We start from the raw sequence: 23583 nt of genomic DNA, 5'->3' as shown, positions 1-23583 counted from the left end.
TCATTTGGAAAAACCGGCTCTCCACTGAACAAATGAAGGTGGGGTCAGACACCTGCAATCTGAACCAGGATTCTGTTCACCCCAACAACTTGGCTCACTTCTTGATGCAACAAAGATTGCTTCACCCGCACCAGGAGAGAGAAATGAGCAACACAAAAAGGAATTTACTTGTAGCAGTCTTGGCAGTCCCAGCGTTCGCAGCCGCAACACCAACCGTTAGCGGAATCACCGCAAAGCCCAACAGTCTTTTCTACACCGACACAAAGCACGACATTTTCGTGAACAACGGCTGGACGTCCGGCAGCACCACCTTCGGAGCATCCAGCTTCCAACAGTGGCACAACGGCTCACTCACCAACAACAAAGGAACCTACGGCTGGAACTCCACCATCGGAACCGAAACCGGCGGAGCCATGAGCGGTAACCCAGACCGAGGCGACAGCGCGTCCTTCTACGCAGGCCAATCAACCCAAGTAAGCACCAAAGGAACCCTCAAAGAAGTCTTCGAAGGTGGAGCAAACGGCAAGAAGAACCTAAACTGGATCATCGACGGCGAAGACGGCCAGTCCTACTCCATGGACCTCATGTACGGCAACGGCAAGTACATCAAAGCAGCCAATGCCCCCCAACTCATGCTCCTAGAGCGCGGCGGCAACAGCAAGATCCGAGTCTACGGTCTAGACCAACTGGGCCACGCATCCGCCAACTTCATCGATCTCAACACCTTCTCCAGCTACAGTTCAAACTCAGTGAACACCAAAGCCGGCTTCGCCATCGACACCCAAGAAATCGGTGGAGCACAAGACGTCTACGGCCTAGGCCTCAACGTAAGCAGCCTCGGAATGAACAACATCTACGGCTTCCGCTTCGTTGCCCAAAACAGCTTCAACGGCCCAGACATCGTAGGCATCGCCTCCACCCAAGCAGTCCCAGAACCAGCCTCCATGGCCGCCCTAGCCCTAGGCACCCTAGGACTAATCCGCCGCCGCAAATCCGCGACCAAATAACCACCCTCCGAGCCCTTTCCTTTCCTCCCGGAGAGGAAAGGGTTGGGATAGGAGAGTCCGGCAACCCACCAACGACGTCAGACTCCCTCTCCTTCGTCCCCGAGGGAGAGGGCCGGGGTGAGGGTGGACAACCTACCAAACAACCCGAACCAAACGCCCAAGCCAAAAGCCTCCGAGACCCTGATTTTCTCCGCGACTAAGGAAAGCCTTCAGATAAGAAACAGCAAGCAACAAATGCAGCATCTCCAGACCCGAGGACAGCCCTACTCCCCGGAAGCGCGAGGGAATTTAACTTCAGCCACCGTCCACCCAAGGACGTCCGACATCCGGAACCGCCCCCCGAGAGCCCGAGCAAGGTTATCCACAATCTTCAGCCCCAAATGGCTCGCCACGGAAGGATCAAATGTCTCCGGCAAAGAATCGCCACTGTTGGAAACCCAAACCGAAATCTCCTCATCCGTCGCCTCAACGGTCACGTGAATCTCGCCTTCCTTCGTATTCTTAAACCCGTGCTCCACAGCATTGGAGATCAGCTCATTCAGAACCAGCGCCAACTGAGTCGCCTGGTTCATGCTCAGAGTCACATCCTCACCACGCACCAAGAACGAGATCCGAGTATCCGGCAACATCAAAGAAGCCTGCTGGTGATGCACCAGCGTCTCCGCAATGCTCCGAACCCCAACATGATCCAAGTCATCCCGACTCAAAAGATCATGAACCGTAGCAATGGCCAAAATCCGCGATAGCGTGTCGTTCAACGCCTCTTCCAAAGACGTATACCGACTCATCCGCATCTGCAACCGAAGCAGGGAAGCGATCTGCTGCAAATTGTTCTTCACCCGGTGATGCATCTCCTGCATCAAAGTACTGCGAACCTGAAGCTTCGCATGCTCAATCGAGAACGCAGCCTGCTTCGCCAGCGTCTCTAGAGCCTTGATCTCATCCGGACCAAACTCATGGACCTCGCTCGTGTAGCAGCTCAAAACACCCACGGGCCGATCCTGCAACATCAACGGAATACAAATCATGCTCCGCAGACCCTGCTCAGCAGCCAAGTCGTGCCCAATATAGTCGTCCGAGTCCTGAACATCCCGCACAATCTGCGGCTTGTTCTCATCAATCGCACGACCCGCAATGCTCTCACCTAACTTGATCGCACGCTTCCGCTGATAAGCCTTCGCCGGAGCCTGAGTCGCCCGAAGCACCAACTCGCCCCGATTCTCATCCAACAACCGAACCGTACAAACCCGATAGTTAAACTGTTGAGCCGTCAAGTTCACCAACAGCTGCAGAATCTCCTCAAGATAAGGGCTGGTAGCAATCGTCTTAGAAACCTCACTCAAAGCCCCCAAACGGTTACTCTGAGCACCAGCCTGGAACGTGGTGTGATAAGCCTTGATCCCCAGTGCCGTAATATCAGCCATGTCCTGAAGCAACTGCTTCTGACCCGCCGTAAACCGCCACTTGGTCCCACGCCGAACCAAAACCACCCCAAAAGGCACCATCCCCTCGTGAGCCAAAGGCAGCACAGCCAAAGACTCACACTCCGTATACTCGACCCCCGGATACTTGGCAAACTTCTCCTGCTTCTGAGCATCCTTCGGAATGTAAATCGGATGCTCCTCAAGCAAGGCCATCCCACAAAGCCCCACACCACGCCCAAGCCGAAGCCGATTGTTCATCTCTGGAACAATCGTGCTAGCGCGCAAGACCAAGCCATCCCCAGACTCGCGCATCAAAATATCGCACGAGTCAGCGCTGACAGCCTTACACCAGATCCCTGAAAGCTCCGCTAGGACCTCGTCCTTAGTCTTACACTCGCCCAGCGCGGTGAGAAGTGCCTTGTATGTGCCTTGGTCGATTCCAGCCATTTATCCCTCGAATGGGCCAATCGCCGTGGTGCTAATCAGGTCATCCTGGAAGATCCGCGAAGCAAGCGCCACGATCTTGTCGTTGGTCACAGCCTCAATCTTAGCCAGAGTCTCCTCCACAGGAATATCCCGCTTGTGATGAAGCTCATTACGGCTCATCCGCATCATCCGGCTGCTCATACCCTCAAGCCCAAGAACCAGATTTCCGTACATATGCTGCTTGGTCCGCTTCATCTCTTCCGAGTCCAAACCTTCAGCCTTAACCTTGTCAAACTCCTGCTTCACCAAGTCCTGAACCAGCGACCAATGCTCCGGACTCGTACCGCCATAAACGGTAAACGCCCCACCAGCCCCATAGCTCAGCGTATAGCTGCCAACGGCATAAACCAACCCGCGCTTCTCGCGAATCTCCTGGAAAAGCCGGGAAGACATGCTTCCACCCAAAGCCGCATCCAAAACCGCCAAGGTGTAAACCTCGTCGTCATAAATCGAAGTCCCATCCGTGCCGATGCAGAAATGAACCTGCTCAACATCCTTAGCAACCTCGTTCTTGCTGCTCTTGCCCGCAGGCCGAGTCGGCTGATGATCCGTAAACGAAGATGGAATGTTCCCAAGCACCTTAGAAGCCGCCGCCTTCACCAACTCCGGATCGACATTGCCCGCCACAGAAAGGAGCACGTTCTCAGCGCGGTACTGGCGCTCCATGTAGCGGACAATATCTTCTCGACGGAACGAGGAAACCGACTCAGGGGTGCCAATAATCGGCTTGCCCAAAGCATGATTCCCCCATCGATTCTGCAAGTGCAAATCATGCACATGGTCACTCGGCTCATCCTCCGACCGCTTGATCTCTTCCAAAACAACCTTACTCTCACGAGCCAACTCGTCAGGATCAATCAAAGAGTGCAGCATCATGTCGGAAAGAACGTCAATACCGTTCTCCGCATCATCCGCCAACACTCGGCAGTAATAACAGGTCGCCTCTTTATCGGTAAACGCATTCAACGCACCGCCACGACCCTCTATCGACTCCGCAATCTCCCGCGCCGTCCGGCTCTGAGTCCCCTTGAACAACATGTGCTCAATCAGGTGAGTAATGCCCGCCTCGTTATCCAACTCATGGCGGCTGCCGGTTTTACACCAGAGGCCAATCGCTGCCGAACGAACGTGGCCCACCGGCTCAACCAGAACGCGTACTCCGTTGTCGAGAGTGAACTTATTAATAGTGCTCATAGATCTTGTGCAAGCTTAAGGGAAAGGGTGCCGAGTTTATCAATCGAAAGCTGAACTTCAGAGTCGCCTTCCAGCAAAATCTCTTCGTCCACTTCAACAATAGGGCCAATCGCAAAAATGTCGCCTTCTTTAACCGTACAGGTCTGGCTCGCAGCACTAATCGCCTGAGCAAGCGTGAACGGAAGGTCGTCCAGGTTACCGCGAGCCTGCTCCAACCCGTTCACACGGGCCACAGTGCTCAGCAAATACTTGGCGCCAAACTCGTTATCCGAGATATCGTCGGCAATCTCATCAGGCGTGGTCAATACCGGACCAATAGCACCACCCAAGTCGTGCGATCGTCCATACCCACTACCCGCCGCCCGGTCCTCATCCTCTGCCCCCTTATCTACGAGCAGAGTCATCAATGTGATGCCTAAGATCAACTCATCCGCATCCGTCACATCCACCCGGTAACCCGTGCCAACCAAAACAGCGGCCACATAAGTCTCAAAACTCAGGCGGGAACGATATCCCGGATGATTGATAATCTGGCTAGGACCAACCAGCGACGCAGGGTTTCCGTAGAAAAAACTGGGGCGAGGATCGCCATAGTCCAGCGGTGGTTGCCTATCCGTCCGGAAAATCCTCAGACTTCCAGCTTGAGGAATAGGGGCCAGTGGACGAACGTCTTGCGCCTCATGAACACCGACCGCGTTTCCGCCATCGGTTTCGTAGATCTTTCCTGCAAAAACCATGCCTGAACGGGCGCGACCTGGTTCAGCCTTTAGCTCGAAACGGCAAAGCTTCACAACGTAAGGGTACCTCTCCCATCCCCTTGGGGTGATCGCATTTTAGGCGTACCATAAAGCCATGCCTCGCAAGGTCTTGATTTACGACCGAGACCCAAGTGCCGTAAGTCTCATAGAACACTCCCTCAAAAAGAGCGGCTGCACGGTCGTACGCTCCTTCACCTCAGCGTCCTGCATCGAAACCGTCAAAACCAAAAAGCCCGAAGTCGTCCTCCTCGACACAACCTTCGAAGACCTAGACACCTTCCACGTCCTCCGACAAATCCGTAACGACCCAGAAAACGACCCCGTGAGAATCCTCATGCTCGGAGCACCCCATCACCAAAACAGAGCCTTCGATGCCTACGCTCATGGAGCCGATCTTTTCCTCCTCGATGGCACCCTCTCAGAAATCCTCTTGGCCCTAGAACTAATTTGAAGATCAACAGGGAAGTGACCCCAACAAACGAACCAACCACCCCCAAAGAGACGTCACAACTGCGAAATTACGATTTCATAACCAGGATTGCCCCTAAGATGTGCGTTCGCTTGTTGACACTGACGGACTCTTCAGGTAGCATCCGTTCAACCCATAGGAGTTAGATGCTTAGGAGAACCGCATGCCCCTGAAAGTTTTGGTCTGTGACGACGAACGCCATATTGTCCGCCTTATCCAGGTGAACTTAGAGCGCCAGGGTTACACCGTTGTCACCGCATTCGATGGTAAAGAAGGCTTGGAAAAGATCCGATCTGAAAAGCCTAATCTTGTCGTCCTAGACGTGATGATGCCGTACATGGACGGATTCGAAGTGCTAAAGGCTTTACGCCGAGAACCAGAGACTGAGAACCTACCCGTCATCATGTTGACGGCGAAAGCTCAGGACAAAGACGTATTTGAAGGCTACCACTACGGTGCCGACATGTACTTGACGAAGCCGTTCAACCCAATGGAGTTGGTCACCTTCGTCAAGAGAATTGCTGCTGGAAACGATGATTCCGGCGGACCTAAGCGATACGATATCTAACGAGATTTTGTAACCCGACTGCAAGAAACCGGTTTGCCAGCAGGCAAACCGGTTTTTTTGTTGCTCATCTGAATATTTTCTAAAAATGCTTGAGAATTCGTATTCTTGTGTTATCATCACTTTCAAGAATTCGTATTCTCACTGACGAGACTAGGAAAAGCCGATGAGGGTAACACAACAAGACATAGCCAGAATTGCGAACGTATCGCAGGCCACCGTGTCTCGTGTGTTAGCAGGCGACGAAAAAGTAGAACCCTCCATCCGAGACCGTGTCAACGGCGTGATGAAGGCCCACAACTACCAGCCCGACATGAGGGCTAGATCCCTCCGAAGCAAAAGAGCCGGCATGATCGGCCTCGTAGTCCAACGCCCACTAGGCGGACTCACCAATGATCCCTTCTTCGCCAGCCTCACTGCCGAAATCATCGACTACCTAAGCGGCACCCCCTACCATCTCTGCCTAGACACCGTCTCAAGCGAGTCCAGCCAGTCCGCCATCTACGACGATATGCTCCGCACCCGGCGAGTCGATGGTCTTATCCTCGTCGAAAGCGAAGCCCGAGACGAACGGATTCACAAACTTCAGCAGGACCAGTTCCCATTCGTCCTCATCGGCAACCCCGTAGGAAACCGCTCCATCTACAGCGTCGATAACGACAACGTCCTCGCAGCCGAGATCGCAACCAAGCACCTCATCGAACAGGGCTACAAAAGCATCGGAATCCTTGCCGGACGAAAGGGAATCACTGTCTCCGATGATCGCATCATCGGCTACCAGCGCGCCATCCGAGGCACCCAGTCAGAACACCTCATCTGGCACAGCGGATTCGGCTCCGAAGCAGCTCGCACTACCGCAGTCCAACTCCTGCGAAGCGAATCCCGCCCCGACGCACTCGTCATCCTCGACGACTTCATGTCCATGGGCGTGGTCCTAGCCGCAAGGGAAGTGGGACTCAGAATCCCCAACGATCTAGGGCTCGTCAGCTTCAACGATTCCAGTCTCTGCGAACTCCTTGAATGCGGCCTAAGCTCCATGAGCTTGAACATCGACAAGATTGTGCGCGTCGCATGCGATCAACTTCTAGCATCTATCGAAGACCGAACCAGCGAAGCTGACCGCCGCGTGATCATCCCCAGCGCACTCAAAGTCCGGGGCTCTTCCGTTCGGACAAAGGAGGTTGCAAGATGATCACTGCATTCATCCTCCTCACCCTTCAGAAAGACGTCACCCAGAAAGACGTAACAGTCCACGAGTTCATCTTCAAAGCACCCACAAAGGTCGCAAAGGTCAATCTGGCAGGCACATTCAACAACTGGGATAAAGATGCCCAGGCAATGAAGGAAGATGCAGACGGCAAAACTTGGCGCCTCAAGCTCTCTTTGCCATACGGCAAGCACCAGTACAAGTTCGTTCTTGATGGCAGCAACTGGATTCTCGATCCAATGGCAACCAAGAACGAAAGCGACGGAGGAGGAAACATCAACTCCGTCCTCGTGGTGCTCCCTCCAGACTACGCGACGCCAGCAAACCCGAACGACGGGGTCATAGCGGCCAGCGCTCTTCGCCACGAGCAAGAACTGCCTTGGATCAACTACGACAAAGGACAAATCGAACTCAGGTTCAGAGCACGTGCCAACGACCTTGCTTCGGTTTGGGTCGATTGTGGCGGAATTCGCCGTCCCATGAACCTGCTCACCACAGACGAGCTCTACTCCACCTACAACGTCAAACTCAAATGGGACCTCAAAGACGATCTCGCCTATCGCTTCCAGCTTCGTGACGGAGACAAGATTGCCGAATTCGGTTCAAAGGGATTAGACAACCCAGCCAGATTCGTCCTCAAAGCAAAAGAGTTCAAGCCGTTCACTGTCCCTAGCTGGGTCGAGAAGACAGTGATCTACCAGATCTTCCCAGATCGCTTTGCAAACGGATCCACACAGAACGATCCCAAAGACGTGGTCCCCTGGGACGGCAAGCCTACTTACTCCAACCGCTTCGGAGGCGATGCCATAGGCGTAGACCAAAAGATCCCCTATCTCAAAGATCTGGGAATCAAAGCGATCTACTTCACACCCGTCTTCCAATCACCGTCCAACCACCGTTACGACGCAACCGACTACAAGAAGATCGATCCCGAATTTGGAACCAATCAAGAGTTTTTCAAACTAACCAAAGACCTTAAGACAGCAGGGATAAGCACCGTGATGGACTTCGCGTTCAATCACACCGCAACCAATTTCTACGGCTTTGAAGACCTTAAGAAGAACGGTGCGGACTCCAAATTCCGCAACTGGTACTACCCCAAGTCGTTCCCAATCGAAGTCAAAGAGAACCCCAACTACGTGGCCTGGTTCAACTACCCTTCGATGCCCAAACTGAACACGCTCAACCCCGAAACCACCCAGTACCTCCTGAGCGTTCTCGACTTTTGGAAAGCAAACGGCTCCCTCGAAGGGATTCGACTCGATACAGGCAACGAAGTCGATTCACGCTTCTGGAAGCTGATGCGTACCCACGTTAAGAAGAATGACCCTGCCACTTGGATTGTCGGAGAAGTCTGGGGAGACGGCAATCCATGGCTCAAGGGCGACCAGTGGGATTCGGTCATGAACTATCGGTTCCGAGATGCCTGCGTTCGCTTCTTCGCTGAGAAGAATACGAACGCGGAAGAGTTCATGAACTCGCTGACAAGCCTATACAACAGCTACGTCCCGCAGGTCTCCCGAAACATGATGAACCTCCTGAGTAGCCACGATACTCCTCGGTTCTTAACACTCTGTAAAGGCGACCAACGCCTCCAAAAGCTAGCCGCTACCGTCCAGTTCACCTGGGTAGGTGCGCCGAGTATCTACTACGGAGAAGAGCTCGGCATGGAAGGGGATCGCGATCCCGATAACCGACGAGCCATGCGCTGGGATATAGCTAATTCAAGCAATGCAATGCTGGAGTTCTATAAAAAGCTGATCCACTTGCGCGAATCAAAACCAGCCCTCCAATCCGGAGAACCAGTCACCCTTTTTGCGGATCGAGTAGCAAATGTATTCGCATACGCCCGCGTTGACGATTCTGGCGACTTTCTTGTAGTCGTAGGGAATCGTAGTACGGAATCAAAGACGATTTCTTTCCTACTGCCAGAGAGAGTTGCGGCCAGTTCAATGCTCTCCCAAGGCATGATCGACACCCTTACCGGAGCGAAGGTTTCGCTTACGGGACGAACAATCAATTTAACAATCCCGCCGCTGGAAGCTTCAGTGCTCGCACCTGCTTCAAACGGCCTCGGATCAAAGTCCACAAAGCAGCGATCCCATTCATCCCTCGTAACGCACTCGTTAAAGATCCCCCATTGGAGCAAATGATGATTCGAAGAAGAGCCTTCACGCTCATAGAGCTACTTGTAGTTATCGCGATTATCGCGATCCTTGCCGCTATCCTTTTCCCTGTTTTCGCCCAAGCGAAGTCAGCTGCTAAAAAGATCTCAGATCTCAGTAACATTAAAGAGCTGGGTCTGGCCACTATCATGTATCAGGGTGATTCGGATGACATGCTTCCACCCAAAGTGCGACTTGGTTTCGGACCGTCAAACGGTGGCGGAGACCCAGAAGACGCTATGTCGTTCGACAAGCTCGTTTACCCATACGTAAAGAGCTACGCACTTTTCCAAGCTCCGACAGATGGAGGTACGAAGTGGCAAACGACATACGGTATGGCTCGAAGGAGCTACGGAGTTGCAAGCAACCTCTTCAGAAGCACCCAGGTACTTCCGGGATATTGGGGTGGATTTGTAGGTAAAGCTCCGTTGAGCAGCACTTCGGTTCCGCTTCCGGCAGACACCGTTGCAATCGGCCCTCGCCGAACCGGTGCGAATCCGAACGATCCCGACGCATGGAAGCACGAAAGCTGGTACTACAACATCCAGATCGACAACCTCCGCACCGACGATAAGGCAACCCTTGGGTCCCCGGCAGACTGCTGCGGAGAAGTCGAAATGAAGTCGTTCAACGGTTCCAACTTCTCCTATGCCGATGGTCACGCCAAATTTACTGCTATGAACGGAACGAGGCTTTCCGATGGCAAGAAAGTTGGTATCAAGCTGAAAGGCTACAAAGAAGGTGGAGCATGGTGGGTTGGTTCCTTGGACTCTTATTGGGACACCGGTTTCTCCTGCCTTGACTCCGGATGGTCAGCATCTGATGGCGATTGTCCGATGCCAGGCGAGCCAGGTGCACCCAATTGAAAAAGCCACTGCCAGCCCCATTGGTGGCAGTCATTGCCACCGTCTCCGCAGTTGTAGTCCTTGGAATCGGCTTCATGTACTTCTCCAAGGCGACAGCCCCCGACACCCCGACGAAACAGGAAGAGGTCGAACGCTATAACAAAGCAAAGGCCTTCTACCAAGAACGTGGGATGAGCGCGCAACCGAATCCAGAAGCAGACATGCGAGCGAAGTATCCAGGCGGAAAACCCGCTGGGAAGTAAGAAAGCAGAAGTCGGCTACCTCCAACGAGGTAGCCGACTTTTTTGTCAGTGAGCATTCACGAGGGTGAGCTTGCCAGCTTCACCTGCTGGGATCTCTACTTCTCGGTAGTCATCCTGACCGCGGGAGGGAATTGAGACTCCGTTCCACGTGACCAATCCGCCTGCGACTGCCTGGTGGATGCGGAGGCGGTAGCTCTTGATCGAGGTTGTGTATCCCTTCTTCGGAATGCCTAACTTGATTTCGATCCCGTCTTTGTTCAAAACGGCTTCTACTCGCTGGCTGAAGAACGCTCCTCGCTCGTTTGCGGTGGTCAGACCGTCGTCGTCGTACACTTCGAATCGGGCTGGTTTGGTGGCGCTTGGCCAGACGTCCAAAGTGATCTCCTCTACCGGATGCTCTGTGGTGTATTGGAGCACTGGCTGAGTTGCGAGGATGGTGCCTGCTCTCACAAACATAGGTGTGTCTGACCAAGTTTTGGAGTCGGTGTTGAGCTCAATCGTCTGACCGCCTTGGTACCACTGGCGTCCAGACATATCCCACCAGGAACCTTCCGGTAGGTACACCGTCTTCTTGGTCTGGCCAGCATCAACAATCGGCGCAACCAGCAAGCCTTCTCCCATCATCCAAGAGTCGGTGATGTTGGCGCACTTAGGGTCCTCGGGGAACTCCCAGAAGAGGGGGCGGGCAATACCAACACCGGTTTGACTAGCTTCGTGCTCCCAAGAGTATAGGGAAGGAAGCATCGAGTAGCGCCAGCGGATGGCTTGGGTGGCAGCCTTCTCGGCGACCGGACCATACACCCAAGGCTGCCGGAATTCGCCGATCAAACCGTGTACGCGCATGATGGGGACGGTGGCGGCGAACTGCATCCATCTGGCGTAGTTCTCGTTGCTAGGGTGCCCAATGAACCCACCGGTATCCATGCTCCAGTGCGGCTGTCCTAGGTTCAAAAGCATCAACATACGCGCCCTCTGATCGGCCATGTTGTCAAAGCCAGTGTTGATGTCCCCCGACCAGATTCCGTATGAGAACCGTTGGGCTCCGCTATAGAAGTTGCGGCTAATGGACCACACTCGTCGCTTGGAAATACTTCGCTGCCCCTCGAATAGAGACTGCTGCATATGGAAGTGACCTAAGCTATCAAATCCGCCATCGGCCTCATCGTTCCACCACCCCGAGATTCCTGTCTCGAACAGGTTCTTTGAACGCTCCCAGTACCACTTTCGCAGGTCGGGCTTGGAGAAGTCGAAGTCGTTGGCTAGGCGGTGCGAGAAGTAGTCCTCGTAAGGCTTCTTACCTGGCATCCACCAACCCTTCTGTGTCGCTTCGAGGGCGGCTTTGGTTGGCTTCTTGTCCGAGTTCTCAATCAGGATGCGCGGCTTCATGATGCCCACGATTTGAACGCCTTGCTCGGCCATTCTCTTTCCAAACAGACCGCTTTGCCCGTTCGGATACTTCATGGGGCCAACGTTGCCCGGACCGTTGGTGCTGTTCCAACGCCACTCGCCATAGTTGTCCTCACCCCACGCCTTGAAGTCGAAATCAAGGATGAAGCAGTCGAGTGGGATGCGCTTCTCGCGGTACTGGGCGACTAGGGAAGTGACGCTCTTCTCATCCGTACCCCACTGGCTATTCATAAACCCAAGCGACCACTTTGGAGGCATCTGAGGCTTACCCGTTAGGTTGGTAAGAGCGGCGATCGAACGCTTGGGAGCACCCACCACAAAGTAGGCTTCGATATCTTTACGAGAGCCATCTTTGAAGGTGAGTTCTGTGGACGAAGGAGTTAAAAAGTCGCCGTCCACCGAGTCCACAAACAGACCCCACTTGGTGCTGAAGGCAAAAGGCGCGCCACCATCCCCCTGCTGCCCGGCCGCAACGTGTGCCCCTCCGTTGCGAAGGATGCCTGCGGAGAGGTCGGTGCGGCTGTCTGCTGGCGTGAAGAGTCCGTTTCCACGCATCCCATACAAGTTCTGTCCGTCGGGGTGGGTGAGCTTTACGGACCGCTCTGCGAGAGCTGCAAGATCGATGCTAGCAACCTGCTTCTGGTTCAAATCCGATATCACAAGCTGGGTTCCAGAGATTGAGCACAACAACTGCGATGTCTTCAACTGTGAGCCTGAAGCAATCCCAATAGCACGAGCACGCCGCAGACCTCGTGGATCCATCACATCGGTCGGGATGCTGGCAACACCCGTCGGGTGAAACTCGATGCGAAGAACATCCTGCTCCACTGCCGAAACCACGACTTTGCCGTTGGAAGTGGCGAGTTGAAGGGAGCGGCCAACAGCCTTCACAGTTTGACCGTGAGCATAGGTGGCCGTTGTTAGCAGGGCAAGGTATAGCAGTGGTCGTCGCATGCGGCTGGATTCTACTCTTCTATTACCTAGATAGTCGAGGTATCCGGTGTCTATCAAATATGGAAATGTAACTGAACGCCCATGGTTCTTGTGAAGGTTACGGGGCATTACCTACAAAACTTGCCGAACTCATTCAAAATAGGACTATGACGAGCAAAGAAGCTCAGGCCTTACGCGGACTCACCACCAACCACGCACCCTTCATCGAAGCGGCCCGTGCCCATGGTGAGCTCTACATCACACAACCTTTCGAGTTGTATTCCGACGAGAACCACGAGGCGTGGCGGCGGCTGTACGCCCGCATGAAACCTCGGTGGGAGAAGTACGCCAACGAGTGGTTTCTAAGGGGAATAGGTTCACTTTGCCTTGATCCAGAAAGCGTTCCATCCCTGGAAGAGGTCAACAAGTTCCTCAACCCGCTCACCGGATTCAAAGCAAAGCCCGTGAGTGGGTACGTGCCCGCGTTCATCTTCTTCGACTGCCTCCGCAACCGCGAGTTCCCGACGACCATCACCATCCGCGAAGCGGACAAGTTGGACTACCTTCCTGAACCCGACATCTTCCACGACATCGCCGGCCACGTACCGATGCACACCGACAAGGCGTTTGCGGATGCCTTAGTGCGCTTTGGGGACTGTGCGCATACGGCAGTGGAACTCGCCAAGGGCATCGACAACGAGGAAGAGCGAATCCATAAGATCACAAGCATCATTCGCGCGATGGCCCGGTTCTTCTGGTTTACCATCGAGTTTGGCCTGATGAATTCCAAGAACGGCATGAAGGTTTATGGTAGCGGGCTGCTCAGTTCCTACGGCGAGATTGAGCACTGCATCGAAAGTCCAGAGGTTCAGCGGTACCCGATTCAGCTTGAATGGGTGATCAATCAGTCGTTCGAGATCGACCATTATCAGCCTCTTCTGTTCTATGTTGAGTCGTTCGATCACCTGTTCGAGTTGGTGAATCAACTTGAGCTTTGGATGAAAGAAGGGAAGCTGGACAACGTTGCGCCGGGTGAACCTGTGGTGAATGAAGAGGACATTCGGAGCTTCTTGCACGCCTAATTTGCGCGGGTCGCTTTAGAAAATTAGAAAGAGTGGTGTTTTCGTTGGTCCGAAACGGTCGAAAATTAGGGAAAACGGCCGACTTGGGCACTACTCGTTCATTGGGCAGCCTCATCTGAGTGTAGTTCACCGGTAAACTTGGCACATGCCTGTGGAGATCTTGATGCCCGAGCTCGGCGAATCGGTCCATGAAGGAACGGTTAGCCGATGGCTCAAAAAAGAGGGTGAATTCGTCAAAGAAGACGAGCCGGTAGTGGAGATCATGACCGATAAGGTCAACACCGAACTACCTGCGCCCGCCAGCGGAATCCTTGTAAAGATTCTCATCCCTGAAGGAAGTCCTGTAGAGGTTTTCAAGGCGATGGGAATTATCGACGAGAGCGCGAAGGCAGGAGACACCGCCTCTGCAGCACCCGCACCTGCGGCAGCACCCGTCGCGGCCCCAGCAGCCCAGGCTGCACCCGCACCCGCTTCTGCGCCTGCTCCAGTTTCTGAGAGTGGGGAGAAGAAGTGGTACACCCCTGTCGTGAAGTCCATTGCCAAAGAGCAGGGCATCAGCGACGCAGAACTCTCCGCGCTTGCAGGGACTGGCGAAGGTGGACGAGTAACCAAGAAGGACATCGAGTCTTACATTGCTTCGGGAAGAAAGGCCGCCCCGGCAGCTGCCCCCGTCGCAGCCCCTCGCCCAGCAGCCCCAGAACCCAAGCCTGCTGCACCAACCGTAGCTGGCCCTGATCAAGAGATCGTGCCACTGGCTGGTATGCGCAAGATGATTGCTGACCACATGGTCCGGTCTTCCGCGGTTCCAACGGTCACGACCATTGTTCCTTGCGACGTGACCAACATGGTTAAGTTCCGCGAGCGCAACAAGGAATCGTTCATCGAGACTTACGGCGTTAAGCTCACCTACACTCCGTTCTTCATCAAGGCGCTTGCAGAGAGCATTCTTGAGTTCCCGCTGATGAACAGCGCGCTTATGCCGGACAACAACATTGTGAAGACCAAGGGTGTTCACATCGGAGTTGCCGTTTCGCTGGGTGCGAAGGGTGAGGACGGTCTGATTGTTCCAGTTATTCGAGATTGCCACAGCAAGACCCTGATCGACATCGCCCGCGACCTCGAAGGGATCGCCAAGGCTGCTCGATCGAACTCGCTGAAGCCAACCGATGTGCAGGGTGGAACGTTCACACTGACCAACCCAGGCACCTACGGTGCCAGCTTCGGAACGCCGATGATCAACGCTCCGCAGTCTGGAATCCTAGGCACTTACGCGATTGTAAAGCAGCCGGTTGTGATTGATGACGCGATCGCGATTCGGTCGATCATGAACTTGGTTCTGACCTACGACCACCGCTTGGTGGACGGCCAGCTCGCTGGTAAGTTCCTAGCCTCCCTCCGAGACCGACTTCAGAAGTTCGACTTCTTCAAGTAGGTCTCCCCAGACATCTCGAACAAGGCGGTCGTTTTTGACGACCGCCTTTTTTGTATTTCTTTTTCAGATTTTCTGAAAACAGGTTTTTCAAAGTGCTCCGTTTGCTTCGTGGCTTGTGCGTGATGATACGGGACAGATTTGGGGGATGGTGGTTTGTGGGGCTAAAGGCTGGGTTTGAACCTGGGAAATGGGTGGTTTTGGGGGGTGGATGGGTGTGTTTGGGGAGTTTGTGGGTGGTTCGGAGGTTGATACGGGGGGCGGGATTTGGAGAAAAATAGTACTAAAATTTGGGTGTTTTTTGAGGTTTTTTCGGGTTTTTGGGGCGTTTGGAGGCCAATTTTGGGTGAAAAAAATGAGAGCCACATCTTATCAGATCGCTCCTGGCCGGCATTGAAGTGGCCACGGTGTTCAGGTGAGTCTCAGGCTTTGTGCTTTGAGTGAAAGTCACTGTGGTTGGCTATCGGATTGTGTTGTGTCAGGTTCACGGAATTGGTATTAAAGAATCACTTAACATACTTGAAGTATATAAAGCTTGGGTTGCCGTTCTGATTGAGAGGAAAGTAGAGGAGAATAGACGTTCTTATGCCATTGATTACAACAACTGTATGTCTTTTTGCGCTCGGTGCCGGGTGTTCTCCGAGCCAAGGTGGGAAAGCTTGGCAGTGGACTCCTGAATCCGACTTTCCGGGACTACGCTGTGCTGGCAAGAAGTGGGTGGATGTAAAGAGCGGGTTCCCGCACGACCGTGTGAAGACCTGGAAATATGAGTGGAGTCACCACACCCACTATGTTTTGCTAGCGGAATATGGGTCAGGCGAACGGTATTTGTATTGCTACATTCTGGAGGAGCTTCCGGGCAAGAAGTTGCGGCAAGAGGCTTCTTTCTCTATGGTGGCTACGACCTTTGCCACGGAGGCCGGGGTCAGCAATGGTTTGTTTACTATCCGCAAAGTGTGTGAAGGTAAGTCTTCCAGTCGGGTCGTCATTAGTTACGATCTTAAAGAGTAGCTCAAGAGGCATGGCCTTGTTCGAACTCTTCCACTTTTTGCTCTCACGCGGATTGCCTACGCTTTGTAGATGACTTCATGAACGATAAACAGAGATTGCCGACCTCATGCATGGTTGTGGTGGCTTTTTTTGCCGCCATCGGCATATTTCTTGGTCTATTTCTTTTGAGGCAGGAGGGGTTTTTCTTTGACCGTTCAAGTGTTCAGGCTGTCAGTCCCGATGGAGCGATCAAGGCGATGCTTGTGAATGGAAACAGTACACGTAAACATTGGGAGGACCCGCCGTTTAATCAATTGCGCATGGAGATCAGGGATTTGAGCAGAAAACCTTCTTTTAGGGAGAAATCGACGAAGGGATACTTCACGCAATTGAAATGGCTTAATGCGCGTGAGCTTCAAGTTACCGGTAAGAACTTGGAACGTGAACTGACGTCGGTAGGTATGGAAGGGCCAATATGGAGACTTGGAACATTTCGAATTAGGTTTGTTGAAGAGGCACGTTAGCACAGGGACATGAGCGTCTTGGGGCATCGGGGTTCAGGCTTCTGATAACTAATATCTCATTGGTTTGGCAATCTACTGTATCGACCGCTGTGAAGGCATCCAAGTTATTTGGGTCTTACGGAGACATCCTATTAATCATGAATCTGGGATTGACGCTTTCTGGTGGGTTTTAGTGATGAGGGGCAGGTTGTCTTTGACTCAGAAGTACACGGTGTGTTTTATGTTAGTGATCGGTTCGCTTGTTTTATGGAAGTTGACCGGGCTGACTGGTCTCTACGCACTCATGTTGACTGCGTGCGTGGCGGCATGGCTCAGTTACGATGGGAGAGGGAGTACTCTATCCAGCCGCTGGATCGGGTTGCTTGCATTGAGTGCAGTGTGGTGTCTTGGCCATGGTCTACTAGGAGTTGTAGGTGATCAACGAGTTCGTAACCTGGCATTTGACATAACTTTCTTTCCCATGCTTGCTTTGTTTGGAGTGTTCTTTTGGAAAGAAAGGCGTGAAGGTGAAGATTGGAGGTCAGGCAGTCAATGGGTCCTTTTGACTTCTTTGGTGTCCCTCTACATAACACTGTGATCGTTATGCTGTTCGAATGGGATTGGAAGGCAAACAGAAGGCTGGTGTGAGTATGTTCCAGTGAGTTCCTCGCTGTCTGGAGCCGAGTTAGACCCGGTGAATGTATTTCTTGACAACAAACGTTTTGGAGTGAAGTTTGTCTGCGCTGACCAGTCTTGGTTTTTGAAGTGGGATGGAGTTACGTGAATCCTCAGATGGTATTCGCTCTTGCTGGGGTGTGGGCCAAAAGGTTAGATTATGTGCCGTGATTATATATGTGATTGTGCATCTGGAGAATTGTGGGACTCTAATGACAGTCTTTAGTAGCTAATGAATGAAGCAAAACAGGTCAGTTCCCGTCTGAGTCCACTCGTAATTGTATTCCTCCATGGGGAATATTCGTGTTCAGATTTACGATTGCATGCAACGAAGTTTGGTCTTTCATCCTATTTTCGGGAGGAAGGGCCATCGGACGAGGAGGGCTTAGTACGCGATTTTGCTAGACTACTTCTCCTAGCCAATAACCGTGGAGAGACTGACGAGATGGTAAAACTCCTCCTCTATCTTCGAACTGTCTATCTATATTTGAATGGGAGAGAAGATCTCAGCCGATTGCCTAAGGCTTTGGAAGGTTCTGGGAGTTTGGTGCGATTGCTCGTTTCTGAGCTTCGACAGTTCGAAGCTCAGAGGGACGCTGAGACGTTGTATGGCGCATATCTCGCCGAAGTTAGACTGCGTTTACAACATGCTATAGAAGGAATTTTTGAAATGTTTGTTAAGTGATAATCTAGCCGATTGAGGGATCTTGGTGTTTGTTTGATCCCAGAGTTATCGCTTCGCATCGTAGATGCCGCAACATGTCGGATGTTGATGGTTCGTGAGTGGTTGTGAAAATCTTGGTTCACACAATCGATGTGGGTGGAAGTAGTTTGGTCGCCATTTTCTGAATTTGTTAAACCCATCGTGGTATGTCCTCCTTGTTCGCACGTGATAACATTCGTTGCGAAGTGATGTATTTCGGGTTGTGTTTGGCGTTGGGTTGGTCTGGGGGTTTGGGTGGGGATTTGCAGGTTGTTCGGGGGGTGGCTGTTTCTGTGCCGGCTGCTCGGCGGACTGCTGTTCATTTGGATCCGGTTGAGGCGTTGCTGGTTCGGGGGAAGTGGCGGGCGCCTGTGGCTGGGGTTGATAAGTGGGTGGCTGTGGAGGCCAACAAGGAAGGGTGGTTTGAGGAGGGGGCGTTTCGCTCTGGGTATGGGTATTTCACGGTTGAATCGCCCACTGAACGCGTGATGTTGTTGGAGGCCAAGGGGCATTCGATGGCTTATGTGAACGGGGTGCCTCATGCTGGTGATCCTTATGAGTTTGGGTATGTGTCTTTGCCTATTAAGCTTCGGGCAGGGACGAACGATCTGCTGTTTCAGTGTGGGCGGTGGCGGCTTTCTGTTCGGTTAGTGGAGCCTAAGAAGCTTGTTTCTTTGGACCTTCGCGATTCGACTTTGCCGGACAAGGTGTCTGGGAAGAAGGGGATTGGTTGGGCGGCTTTTGTGGTTCGGAATGCTACTGAGAAGCCTTTGAGGAACCTTGAGATTCAGAGTGTGACCGAGGGAGGGAAGACCTTGACGACGAAGCTTCCTGAGGTTGCGGGGCTGGGGGTTCGGAAGGTTGGGTTCCGTTTGGATCTTGGCGGGAAGGCTAAGACGTCGGTTCGGTTGTTGCAGGGCGGTCGGGAGCTTGATTCGGCTGAGTTGAACCTTCGGATTCGGAAGCAGGGGGAGACTTTTAAGCAAACCTTTGTGAGCGAGATTGATGGCAGCGTGCAGTATTTCTCGGTGAACCCCTCTACCACGAAGGGAAGTAATCAGGCTTTGTTCTTGTCGCTGCATGGTGCGAGTGTGGAGTCGATTAATCAGGCGGATGCGTATTCGCCGAAGAACTGGGGGTTCGTGGTGGCTCCGACTAACCGGCGTCCTTTTGGGTTTGACTGGGAGGATGTGGGGCGGTTGGATGCTCTGGAGGTTTTGGGGATTGCGAAGAAGGAGTTTCAGACTGATCCGACCAAGACGTATTTGACCGGTCACTCGATGGGTGGTCACGGGACTTGGAATGTGGGAAGTCTGTTTCCGGACAAGTTTGCTGCTATTGCTCCGAGTGCGGGTTGGATTAGTTTTTACAGTTATGCGGGCGGTGCTCGGTATCCGAACCCTAGTGGTGTGGAGAAGATGTTGCTGCGGGCGTCGGCTACGAGCGATACGTTGTTGCAGAAGCAGAACTATGCTCAGGAAGGGATCTTTATCCTGCATGGTGATGCGGATGACAATGTGCCGGTGACCGAGGCGCGGACGATGCGGGAGGAACTGAGCAAGTTCCATCACGACTTTGATTGGCATGAGGAGAAGGGGGCGAATCACTGGTGGGATGCGTCGCCTGAGCCTGGTGCGGATGCGGTGGACTATGCGCCGATATTTGATATGTTCTCTCGGCATCGGCTGCGGAACAGTTCGGAGGTTCATCATGTGGACTTTACGACCAGCAATCCGGGGGCTTCGGCGAGTTGCCACTGGGTGACGGTGGAGCAGCAGGATGCTGCGCTGGTGCCGAGTCGGGTGGATTTGCAGGCGGATCCGTTGTTGCATAGGTTCTCGGGTTCGACTTCTAATGTGAAGCGGATGACGCTGAGTACGGCTCCTTTCATTGGCGAGAAGAGTTTGTTGGTTGAGATTGATGGGACTGTTTTGAAGGACATTCCGAGCCCAAAAGATGGGCGTCTCTCTTTGGAGAAGAGGGACGGGAAATGGTTGGCAACGACGCCGGTCTTGAGCGCTCAGAAGAACCCTTTACGGTATGGGCTGTTCAAGGACATTTACAAAAATCGGGTGATGTTTGTTTACGGGACGACGGGGACTCCAGAGGAGAATCGTTGGTCGGAGGCAAAGGCTCGGTTCGACGCGGAGATGTTTTGGTATCGGGGGAACAGCTCGGTGGACGTGGTTTCGGACAAGGAGTTTGGGGCTATTCGGGACAAGGATCGGAACGTGGTTTTGTACGGCAACTCCGAGACGAACGGGGCTTGGGGCGGGCTTTTGAAGGACTCACCGGTTCAGATCACTCGGTCTCAGGTGTCGGTCGAGGGGCGGCTGTTGAAGGGGGAAGAGCTGGGTTGCTTCTTCATTCGGCCTCGGTCGGACAGTCGGATCGCCTCGGTGGCGGTGGTCGCTGGGACGGGGTTGGTCGGGTCTCGGATGACCGAGCGGGCTCCGTTGTTCTCGGCGGGGGCAGGGTTCCCGGACTTGCTGGTTTTGACTCCTCAGTGTTTGGAGGAGGGTACGAAGGGGATCGCCGTGGCGGGGTTCTTCGGGATGGATTGGAGCGTCGGCAGCGGGGAGTTCGCTTGGAAGGATTGAAGAGCTACGTCTGCTACCGGGCTAAGGGACCGTTGAAGCTGGACGGTCGGGTGGACAAGGCTGAGTGGAAGGACATCCCTTGGACGGATGAGTTTGTGGATATTGAGGGGGACAAGAAGCCCAAGCCTCGGTATCGGACTCGGGCGAAGATGATGTGGGATGACCAGTATTTGTACATTGCCGCCGAGATGGAGGAGCCTCATGTTTGGGCGACTTTGACCGAGCATGACTCGGTGATTTTCCATGACAACGACTTTGAGGTGTTTTTGGATCCGGACGGCGACAACCATATGTATGCGGAGCTTGAGATTAATGCTTTGAATACGACTTGGGATCTGTTGTTGCCGAAGCCTTATCGGGATGGTGGGCCGGCGATCAATGCGTTTGAGTTGCATGGGTTGAAGACGGCGGTGCATGTGGATGGGACTTTGAATGATCCGCGTGATCGGGATCGAGGGTGGAGTACGGAGATCGCGATTCCTTGGAAGGTGCTTTCGGAGATTGCTCGGTGCCCTTCGCCGCCTGCGGATGGGGATCAGTGGCGGATCAATTTTTCTCGGGTTCAGTGGGAGACTGAAGTTCGGGACGGGAAGTATGTGAAGCTGCCTGGCAAGCCAGAGGATAACTGGGTTTGGTCGCCTCAGGGTGTTATTGATATGCATCGGCCGGAGATGTGGGGCGTTTTGCAGTTCTCGACGAAGCCGGTGGGGACGGATCGTGCTCGGCCTTTGGATGGGCTTCGGGAGCGTGAGGAGCTAATGCGGGTTTATTGGGCTCAGCGGGAGTTTCATGGGAAGCATGGGCGATATGCTTCTTCGGCGGCGGAGTTGGGGTTGGTGGTTGAGGGTTTGAGTTTGAGTGTGACGCCTTCTTTGTTTGAGGCGGTGGTTGGTCGGTGGCACTTGGACCAGTCGTCTCGGATTTGGAAGTCTTAGATTTTTCTTGTGGGTCTTTTGGTCACTCGAAAGTGTGTGTCGATGGATACTGGGTACTGGTACGAAAGGTACAAGGAGATTCCATGACTCACCTAAAATCTTTAGCTTGTTTCGTCTCATTACTTGCAATGGTTGGGGCTGCTTTTGGGCAGGCGGAGGCTCGATGCTCACTGAGTGATTCCAGCAACAATGTCTATCAATCGATGGCCTCTCAGACTAACGCGACTACCTTTGTAGGACGGACCGTGAAGCGGAGTTCCTCGGGCAGTCTTCTTTGGTTTAAAGACTTCTCGAGCATGAAGTATGTTGCCCAGATTCAGTTGGATTCGAGTGGCAATGTTTATGTCGCCGGTTCTTCTGATACCGCGTATTACCTTTTGAAATACAACGCGAGTGGCACGCTGCAGTGGAATAAGAGTTACACCGAGTCCGGTAGTTTCTTTGCTCGTTCTACTGGTCTTGCCACTGATGGCACGAATGTCTATTTAACTGGGTATAGCTTCACGTCTAGTACAGGGACAAAATCGCGGGTGATTGCTTATAATCCGAGCGGTACGGTTCTTTGGAATAACCTCATTCAGCCTCTATCGAACTCCGAGATGGGGACGGTTTTGTATTATGCTGGTACGAGGATGCCGGGTGATCCAGCTGCACTGTATGTGCAGGGACGCGCTTACAACAGCACCCAGGGTGGTATCGAAGTGTATTCCTTCTCTCCATCGACTGGAGCCACGAATTGGAATGTGTACACGCCTCTTGGGACAAATATTGAGCGTGGTTTGATGGCGTTGGACGCTTCTGGGAATCCGACTGTGATTGCCTCTCAGAACTTGACTACCTCTCGCTCATTTACTTTGCAGAAGCTAAATAATGCGGGAACGGTGCTCTGGCAAACGTCGCCGGTAACGACTGGGTTTTATCCCAATTGCATGGTTTTCGATAGTGCTGGAAACATTGACGTGTCTGGTAATACTCCGAACCCATCCACTAGCAGCAATGCATGGATGATCGCTCGGTTTGATGGGGCGTCCGGAGCAGCTCTTTGGAATCAGACCTATTATCGGAGCTCTTCCTACGCTTATTCTATCACTCCGGATTTGACTGGGAACCTCATGGTTGCTGGCTCTTTGTATGATGCTGGTGGCACTAACAGCGTAGATGTACGAATTTCGCAGGTGGATATTTCAACGGGTAGTGAGCTTATGTGGTGGCAATGGAACATTGCGCCTAATGATGGCGGTTATAAAGTGTTACCTATTTCTACGACTGACTTCTTTGTTACGGGGACGTCTGATTTGAATAGTAAAGCATCACCTTTGGCGATGCGGTTCTCGGGTGGTTCGATGATCTGGAACTGGATCACTCAGTAGGAAGCTGACGTGCCTTGGAAGCGTGTTGGTGGGCAATGCGCTTTCAGGGTACGGACTTTTGGTGGCTTGAGGTGCGCTTTCCTGGGCCTGCGCTTCGCTCCGACCTGGGCTGATATGGGGCGCCCCTTCAGGGCTTTTGGACGTGGTTTGTGGGGTTTTTCGTTGGGGGGCTTGGTACCAGGACTGCTCCTTCGCTCTGACGGAGCGCCCCCTTTGGGGCTAGGGAGCAGCGTTGATGGTCGTTGTGACCTGAGTTCAAGGTTGGTGGGTTGTCTTGTTGAGGAAGGGACGGTTTCGTTCCCGCCCTGGTGCTGCATCCGCCGCACCCCACCCTTATTTTAAAGCTACGCTTTCCCAGGCCTGCGCTTCCGCTTCGACCTGGGCAGATATGGGTCGCTCCTTCAGAGCTACCGGAGGTGGGTTGAGGTGTGGGCCTTGAGTTAGCAGCAGGCGCAGGAGCCGCAGCATTCGGCGCATTCGGAGCAGGCTAGGCCCCTGTAGCGCTGCGTTTTTCTCGGACTGGGCTTTGCTTCGACCCAGGCTTGTATATTTCGCCCCTTCAGGGGTTGTGGA

The 23583-nt window shown here is 53.3% G+C and carries 18 protein-coding genes; 14 read left to right on the top strand and 4 right to left on the bottom strand.

The window, feature by feature from the left end; translation table 11 throughout:
• Window positions 1-143: 143 nt before the first annotated feature.
• On the top strand, window positions 144-1007 hold the full coding sequence (locus tag ACZ51B_RS01870; RefSeq protein ID WP_464295533.1) for an exosortase-dependent surface protein XDP2: 864 nt from the start codon (window positions 144-146) through the stop codon (window positions 1005-1007).
• Between the two features lie 263 nt (window positions 1008-1270).
• On the opposite strand, the gene ACZ51B_RS01865 is transcribed toward ACZ51B_RS01870, so the two are convergent.
• The 3 genes from ACZ51B_RS01865 to ACZ51B_RS01855 are packed head-to-tail and all read right to left on the bottom strand — an operon-like array spanning window position 1271 to window position 4902.
• Complete coding sequence (locus ACZ51B_RS01865; protein WP_464295532.1) at window positions 1271-2878, bottom strand: GAF domain-containing protein; 1608 nt, start codon at window positions 2876-2878, stop codon at window positions 1271-1273.
• The gene (locus tag ACZ51B_RS01860) at window positions 2879-4111 is read right to left on the bottom strand and encodes a M16 family metallopeptidase (protein ID WP_464295531.1); all 1233 of its coding nucleotides are present in this window, start codon (window positions 4109-4111) and stop codon (window positions 2879-2881) included.
• Window positions 4108-4902, bottom strand: coding sequence for a fumarylacetoacetate hydrolase family protein (locus ACZ51B_RS01855; protein WP_464295530.1), 795 nt, complete (start codon window positions 4900-4902; stop codon window positions 4108-4110). The genes ACZ51B_RS01860 and ACZ51B_RS01855 overlap by 4 nt, the downstream gene beginning before the upstream one ends.
• A 61-nt stretch (window positions 4903-4963) precedes the next feature.
• Here ACZ51B_RS01855 and ACZ51B_RS01850 point away from each other — a divergent pair, with 61 nt between their 5' ends.
• The 6 genes from ACZ51B_RS01850 to ACZ51B_RS01825 all read left to right on the top strand — a co-directional run bounded on the left by ACZ51B_RS01850 (window position 4964) and on the right by ACZ51B_RS01825 (window position 10383).
• On the top strand, window positions 4964-5320 hold the full coding sequence (locus tag ACZ51B_RS01850; protein WP_464295529.1) for a response regulator: 357 nt from the start codon (window positions 4964-4966) through the stop codon (window positions 5318-5320).
• A 181-nt stretch (window positions 5321-5501) separates the two neighbouring features.
• Complete coding sequence (locus ACZ51B_RS01845; RefSeq protein WP_464295528.1) at window positions 5502-5906, top strand: response regulator transcription factor; 405 nt, start codon at window positions 5502-5504, stop codon at window positions 5904-5906.
• A 163-nt stretch (window positions 5907-6069) separates the two neighbouring features.
• Window positions 6070-7095: a LacI family DNA-binding transcriptional regulator gene (locus tag ACZ51B_RS01840; protein WP_464295527.1), complete on the top strand. Its 1026-nt coding sequence runs from the start codon at window positions 6070-6072 to the stop codon at window positions 7093-7095.
• Entirely contained in the window at window positions 7092-9263 is a 2172-nt protein-coding gene (locus ACZ51B_RS01835; protein ID WP_464295526.1) for an alpha-amylase family glycosyl hydrolase, read from the top strand. Before ACZ51B_RS01840 ends, ACZ51B_RS01835 begins: the two co-directional genes overlap by 4 nt.
• Window positions 9260-10141 (top strand): prepilin-type N-terminal cleavage/methylation domain-containing protein, encoded by an 882-nt coding sequence (locus tag ACZ51B_RS01830; RefSeq protein WP_464295525.1) that lies wholly within the window; start codon window positions 9260-9262, stop codon window positions 10139-10141. Before ACZ51B_RS01835 ends, ACZ51B_RS01830 begins: the two co-directional genes overlap by 4 nt.
• The gene (locus ACZ51B_RS01825; RefSeq protein WP_464295524.1) at window positions 10138-10383 is read left to right on the top strand and encodes a hypothetical protein; all 246 of its coding nucleotides are present in this window, start codon (window positions 10138-10140) and stop codon (window positions 10381-10383) included. Before ACZ51B_RS01830 ends, ACZ51B_RS01825 begins: the two co-directional genes overlap by 4 nt.
• Before the next feature lie 45 nt (window positions 10384-10428).
• On the opposite strand, the gene ACZ51B_RS01820 is transcribed toward ACZ51B_RS01825, so the two are convergent.
• Complete coding sequence (locus ACZ51B_RS01820) at window positions 10429-12744, bottom strand: glycoside hydrolase family 31 protein (protein WP_464295523.1); 2316 nt, start codon at window positions 12742-12744, stop codon at window positions 10429-10431.
• 146 nt (window positions 12745-12890) lie between these two features.
• Here ACZ51B_RS01820 and ACZ51B_RS01815 point away from each other — a divergent pair, with 146 nt between their 5' ends.
• The 7 genes from ACZ51B_RS01815 to ACZ51B_RS01785 all read left to right on the top strand — a co-directional run bounded on the left by ACZ51B_RS01815 (window position 12891) and on the right by ACZ51B_RS01785 (window position 23010).
• Window positions 12891-13805, top strand: coding sequence for a phenylalanine 4-monooxygenase (locus ACZ51B_RS01815; RefSeq protein ID WP_464295522.1), 915 nt, complete (start codon window positions 12891-12893; stop codon window positions 13803-13805).
• A gap of 145 nt (window positions 13806-13950) precedes the next feature.
• Complete coding sequence (locus tag ACZ51B_RS01810; protein WP_464295521.1) at window positions 13951-15237, top strand: dihydrolipoamide acetyltransferase family protein; 1287 nt, start codon at window positions 13951-13953, stop codon at window positions 15235-15237.
• 582 nt (window positions 15238-15819) lie between these two features.
• Window positions 15820-16245, top strand: a complete 426-nt coding sequence (locus tag ACZ51B_RS01805) for a hypothetical protein (protein ID WP_464295520.1) — start codon at window positions 15820-15822, stop codon at window positions 16243-16245.
• Window positions 16246-16322: 77 nt separating this feature from the next.
• A complete protein-coding gene (locus ACZ51B_RS01800) occupies window positions 16323-16748 on the top strand; it encodes a hypothetical protein (RefSeq protein ID WP_464295519.1) in 426 nt (141 codons plus the stop codon).
• A 1524-nt stretch (window positions 16749-18272) separates the two neighbouring features.
• Window positions 18273-20705 carry a carboxylesterase family protein gene (locus ACZ51B_RS01795; protein ID WP_464295518.1) on the top strand — a complete coding sequence of 811 codons (2433 nt, stop codon included), beginning with the start codon at window positions 18273-18275 and terminating at the stop codon, window positions 20703-20705.
• Window positions 20693-21640 carry a carbohydrate-binding family 9-like protein gene (locus ACZ51B_RS01790; RefSeq protein ID WP_464295517.1) on the top strand — a complete coding sequence of 316 codons (948 nt, stop codon included), beginning with the start codon at window positions 20693-20695 and terminating at the stop codon, window positions 21638-21640. The genes ACZ51B_RS01795 and ACZ51B_RS01790 overlap by 13 nt, the downstream gene beginning before the upstream one ends.
• An 83-nt stretch (window positions 21641-21723) precedes the next feature.
• Window positions 21724-23010, top strand: coding sequence for an outer membrane protein assembly factor BamB family protein (locus tag ACZ51B_RS01785; protein WP_464295516.1), 1287 nt, complete (start codon window positions 21724-21726; stop codon window positions 23008-23010).
• Window positions 23011-23583 lie beyond the last annotated feature (573 nt).

Source organism: Fimbriimonas sp. LA-C6, from assembly GCF_055398105.1.
The sequence above is the reverse complement of the archived record's forward strand: the minus strand, read 5'-3'. Positions and strand labels throughout refer to the sequence as shown.